The 4,799-nt window shown below is 65.6% G+C and carries 5 protein-coding genes and 1 tRNA gene; 2 read left to right on the forward strand and 4 right to left on the reverse strand.

Annotation, left to right across the window (positions count from 1 at the left end; genetic code table 11):
* The 3 genes from EOA28_RS25280 to EOA28_RS25290 all read right to left on the reverse strand — a co-directional run.
* The coding region (locus tag EOA28_RS25280) for an ABC transporter permease (RefSeq protein ID WP_148670844.1) at positions 1-718 on the reverse strand (718 nt) is incomplete at its 3' end.
* A complete protein-coding gene (locus tag EOA28_RS25285; RefSeq protein WP_127253804.1) occupies positions 715-1,422 on the reverse strand; it encodes an ABC transporter ATP-binding protein in 708 nt (235 codons plus the stop codon). The genes EOA28_RS25285 and EOA28_RS25280, both read right to left, overlap by 4 nt.
* A gap of 4 nt (positions 1,423-1,426) precedes the next feature.
* Positions 1,427-2,713, reverse strand: a complete 1,287-nt coding sequence (locus tag EOA28_RS25290; RefSeq protein WP_127253805.1) for an efflux RND transporter periplasmic adaptor subunit — start codon at positions 2,711-2,713, stop codon at positions 1,427-1,429.
* 132 nt (positions 2,714-2,845) lie between these two features.
* Here EOA28_RS25290 and EOA28_RS25295 point away from each other — a divergent pair, with 132 nt between their 5' ends.
* Together EOA28_RS25295 and EOA28_RS25300 are read left to right on the forward strand one after the other, a co-directional pair.
* Positions 2,846-3,748, forward strand: a complete 903-nt coding sequence (locus EOA28_RS25295) for a PhzF family phenazine biosynthesis protein (protein WP_128315405.1) — start codon at positions 2,846-2,848, stop codon at positions 3,746-3,748.
* Between the two features lie 105 nt (positions 3,749-3,853).
* Positions 3,854-3,929 (forward strand) — tRNA-Lys (locus EOA28_RS25300).
* 126 nt (positions 3,930-4,055) lie between these two features.
* On the opposite strand, the gene EOA28_RS25305 is transcribed toward EOA28_RS25300, so the two are convergent.
* On the reverse strand, positions 4,056-4,799 hold a 744-nt coding region (locus EOA28_RS25305; RefSeq protein WP_128315406.1), incomplete at its 5' end, for a nicotinate-nucleotide--dimethylbenzimidazole phosphoribosyltransferase.

Below are 4,799 nucleotides of genomic sequence, written 5' to 3' on the forward strand. Positions count from 1 at the left end.
GCTGCAACTCGCTGGTCGGCGTGCGGTCGTCGGCAGCGATGTAGATGTTGTCGACGTCGCGGTTGCCGGCGATGCGCCGCTGATAGGCGTGCAGCGGCATCAGCACGACATTGTCCTGGTCCTGGCCGAAGCCGGTATAGCCCTTGGGCTCGAGTAGGCCGATGATCTTGCAGGAGGTGCGGTTGACGCGGATGATCTCGCCCTCCGGATCGCCGGCGCCGAAGAATTGCTGGCGCACCGTCTCGCCGATCAGGCACACACCGGTGCCGGCGCGCGTTTCGGAATCGCTGAACGGCCGTCCCGACACCAGCTTCCAGTCGCGGGCGTCGAGATAGGCGCTGTCCGTGCCGGTGACTCCCGAGGTCAGGCTTTCAGTGCCGAAGATGACGCGGACCTGTTTTTGCGAGGCGGGCGAGATGGCGCGCGCGCCGCTCAGATGCGCGACGAGCGCGGCGACGTCCTTTTCGGCGAGCGGCCGCACGGCCTGATCGAGGCCGCCGGGTCCGCCTGGCCCCGCCGGCCGGCCGGCACGGACGACGAGAAGATTGCTGCCGAGCTTGGAGATATCGGCCTTGACCTTCTCCGTGGTGCCGGAGCCGATGGTGAGCATGGCGATGACGGCGGCGACGCCGATGACGATGCCAAGCAGCGTCAGGAAAGAGCGCAGCACGTTGCGGCGGATCGAGCGCAGCGAAAGGCGGACGGTCTCCCAGATCATGCCGCTGCCTCCGCTTTCAACGTGTCGGAGGCGACATGGCCGTCGAGGAAACGAATGGTGCGGCCGGCATAATCCGCGACGTCGGCCTCGTGCGTGACCATGACGATGGAGAGCCCGAGCTCGGCATTGAGCCTTGTCAGCAGCTCCATGATCTCATGCGTGCGCGCGGTATCGAGATTGCCGGTCGGTTCGTCGGCAACCAACAGCGTCGGCCTGGTGACGATGGCGCGGGCGATCGCCACGCGCTGCTGCTGGCCGCCCGAAAGCTCGGCCGGGGTGTGGTGCTCGCGCCCGACAAGCCCGACCTCGGCCAGCGCCTGCATGGCGAGGTCCCGGCGCTCGCGCGCTCCAACGCCGCGATAGATCAGCGGCAGCTCGACATTTTCCGCCGCGGTGGTGCGCGGCAACAGATTGTAGCCCTGGAAGACGAAGCCGACATAAAGGTTGCGCAAAAGCGCGCGGCGGTTGCGGTCGAGCCGGCCTGCGTCGATGCCCATGAAGGAGTAGGTTCCAGCCGTCGGCGTGTCGAGGCAGCCGATGATGTTCATCGCCGTCGACTTGCCCGAGCCGGAGGGTCCCATGATGGCGACGAATTCGCCGCGCCGGATGGCGAGATCGACGCCGGCCAGCGCATGCACGCGGGCCTCGCCTTCGCCATAGCTCTTCCAGACCTTGTCGAAGGTGATGAGCAGGGGAGCCGACATGTCGTCAGCTCCGCTGCTGCGCGCCGGTGATGACTTGCGCGCCCTCATCGAGGCCGGAGGTGATCTCGGTCAGCTCACCATCGGTCGAGCCGATCCTGACGTTGACCGGATGCGGCCGGCCGTTCTCCAGCACATAGAGCGTACGCGAGCCGTCGGTCGGCGCCTTGGTCGGCTCGCGCTGCCGATTGGGACGGCCCATGCGGCCGGTGAAGAGATCGCTCAGGCTCCAGCTGCGCGCCTGCTGCTGCATCGGGCGATAGCGGAAGGCCGTCGAGGGAACGGTAAGCACGCCCTTGGCCCGCCTTGTGACGACCGAAACCGTCGCCGTCATGCCGGGCCTGAGCAGAAGCTCGCCATTATTGACCTCGAGCCGCGCGTTGTAGGTGACGACGCCATCAGTGGTGACCGAGGCGTAGGAGATGTCGCGGATCTCGGCGTCGAACGGGCGGTCCGGGAAAGCGTCGACAGTGAAGCGGGCATGCTGGCCGGGTTTGACCTGGCCGATGTCGGCCTCGTCGACCGCCGCCCGCAATTCCATGTTCCTCAGGTCGGCGGCGATGACGAACAGCACCGGCGCCTGCAGCGAGGACGCGACCGTTTGGCCGGGATCGACCGAGCGCGTGAGCACGATGCCGTCGATCGGCGCATAGATGGTGCTTTTCGCCAGGTCTGTCTGCTGCGCCTTGAGGTCGGCCTGGGCGATGGCGAGATTGGCTTCGGCGCTGTCGAGCGCCGCCTTCGACCGGTCGCGCGTCGCGGTTGCCGCTTCGAGCGACTGGTCCGTCGCCATGCCGCGCTTGGTGAGCGCGCTCGCGCGGACCACCGCGTTCTCGTTTTCCTGCAGGGTCACCTTGGCGTCCTCGACGCTTGCTGCTGCCGCCTTGGCGGAGGCGGTGGCGCGCTCGATCTGGACCTCCAGCTTGGCGGTATCGAGTGTCGCCAGCACGCCGCCCTTCTTGACCTGCTGGTTTTCAACCGCGGAGACCGAGCGAACGATGCCGGAAAGCTCGCTGGAGATGTCGACTTGGGTGAGCGGCTGCAGCGTGCCGGTGGCGGATACTTCGACGGTGAGGTCCGCGGTCGCCGCCGGCACGGTGGTGTATTCAATCCTGGGGGGCGCCGCGGCGTACCATTGATAAAGGGCAATGCCGACCGCAGCGACCGCTATCGCCAGCAGGGCGTAAAGCCAGGGACGGCGACGCTTGCGGCTTGCGCCCTTGCGGTCGAGGCCGAGCGCGGCCTCTATGGAAGTACCGGATTCCGCCTTTGGCGGATTGACAACCTGGTCCACCCCGGACCCCTATGCTGGAAATCGATGTCACTGTCCGTGCACAGATCAGGCTTTGAGGTTCGAATTTCAAGTTAAATTTCCCTCATGTTGGGATTGGGGCAGAAATTCGGGGCGAGGCGAAAGGTTTTCTCCATGGCGCGCAATTACTTGCTTTACGATGTGTTTACCACCGAAAGGCTGGCCGGAAATCCGCTTGCGGTGGTGCTCGACAGCGATGGGTTCGACACTGCCGGCATGCAGGCGATCGCGCGCGAGTTCAATCTTTCCGAGACGGTGTTTGTGCTGCCGCCAGACAATCCAAAGCATCGCAAGCGCATCCGCATCTTCACGCCCGACTATGAGATGCCTTTCGCGGGCCATCCGACGGTCGGATCGGCGATCGCGCTGGCCGAACTCGCCGAGGAGGAGGCCGGGATATTCGTCTTGGAGGAGAATATCGGGCCGGTGCGTTGCGCGGTGAGCAAGCATGACGGCTCGACTTTCGCCGAGTTCGACCTGGCGAAACTGCCGGAAGCCTTGGCGCTCAAGGCCGATCCGGAAGCGATCGGCGCCGCGCTCGGCCTTGCCCCGCACGAGATCGGCTTCGAGAATCACCGCGTCGCCTTCTGGTCGGCCGGCGTGCCTTACGTGACCGTTCCCGTTGCCGGATTGGAGGAGGCGGCCAAGATCAGGCTCGACAACCAGGCGTGGTCGGAATTGGCGCCCCGCAAGAGCGAATGGGCTTTCGCCAGTCCATACGTCTATTGCCGAGAGACAGTGCATCATGACAGCGCCTTCCACGTCCGCATGATCGTTCCGGGCACCCCGTCCTACGAAGATCCGGCGACCGGTTCGGCGGCCGCGGCCTTTGCCGGCGCCATCATGCATTTCGACACCCCGACCGACGGCATCTCGCAGCTCTGGATCGAGCAGGGACTGGAGATGGGCCGGCCCTCGCGCATCCGGCTGGAACTCAATGTCGATGGCGGAAAACTGGCCTCCGCGCGCATCGGCGGCCATGCCGTCAAGGTCGCGGAAGGCAAGCTTTTTGTGTGACGGGTGCGGCAATTCGGCGATTTGTCGGGAAATGATCCGGCAGGGCTAGACATCCCCGAAAGCGGCGGCTATATGCGCCGCCGACGCTGGTTTTCCCGGCGGTGTGGGTGTGTAGCTCAGTTGGTAGAGCAGCTGACTCTTAATCAGCGGGTCCACAGTTCGATCCTGTGCACACCCACCAAAATTCCCTTTGATGAGATGGAAGTCCCGCTGGCCAAGTCGATCGGCTGTTCGGGGCTGTTGGCGACTGCTTTTTTGCCTCGCTGACGGGCTCCCCCGGAAGGGCACCCCGCCATTTGATTGCAACCTACTTCTCCGAAACACCCGCCTCGGCAAAACTCGCCATCCTGGCATGGCATTCCAGCGCCGAGCGCACGATGTTGACGGCGAGGCAGGCGCCTGAGCCTTCGCCGAGCCGCATGCCGAGATCGAGCAGCGGCGGCAGGCCGAGCGCTTCGAGCAGGCGGCGGTGGCCGGCTTCCGCCGAGACATGGGCGGCGATGGTATGGGCGAGGCCAGTTGGATGCAGCCTTGCGAGCGGAGCGGCGGCGGCGGTGCACACAAAACCGTCGAGCAGCACCGGCACGTTGTTCTTGCGCGCGGCGAGCGTGGCGCCGAAGATGGCCGCCAGCTCGCGCCCGCCAAGGGCGGCAGCGATCTTCAAAGGGTCGGAGAGCGAATCGGCGTGACGCTTCAGGCCCGCTTCGATCGCCACCACTTTGCGCTTCATGCCGGCATCGTCGACGCCGGTGCCGCGCCCGGTCCATTTCTCCGCGCTGCCGCCGAAAAGGGCGGTCGAGATCGCGGCCGCCGGGGTGGTATTGCCGATGCCCATCTCGCCGAAGCAGACGAGATCGAGGTCACTCGTTACTGCGTCGTAGCCGGCGGAGACGGCGGCGAGGAAGGCCTGCTCGTCCATCGCAGGGACCTGCGTGAAATCGCCGGTCGAATGGTCGAGATCGAGCGGGATGACGTCCAGCTTGGCGCCGGCGATGCGGGCCAGCTGGTTGATGGCCGCACCACCGCCGGCGAAGTTCGCCACCATCTGTAC

This window comes from Mesorhizobium sp. M2A.F.Ca.ET.067.02.1.1, assembly GCF_004023285.1.
In the GTDB taxonomy this organism is placed as follows: Bacteria; Pseudomonadota; Alphaproteobacteria; order Rhizobiales; family Rhizobiaceae; genus Mesorhizobium.

What these genes read in the sequence shown, in the direction of transcription:
- EOA28_RS25285 (WP_127253804.1), bottom strand. Translation starts at nt 1,422, where the DNA reads ATGTCGGCTCCCCTGCTCATCACCTTCGACAAGGTCTGGAAGAGCTAT.
- EOA28_RS25295 (WP_128315405.1), top strand. Translation starts at nt 2,846, where the DNA reads ATGGCGCGCAATTACTTGCTTTACGATGTGTTTACCACCGAAAGGCTG.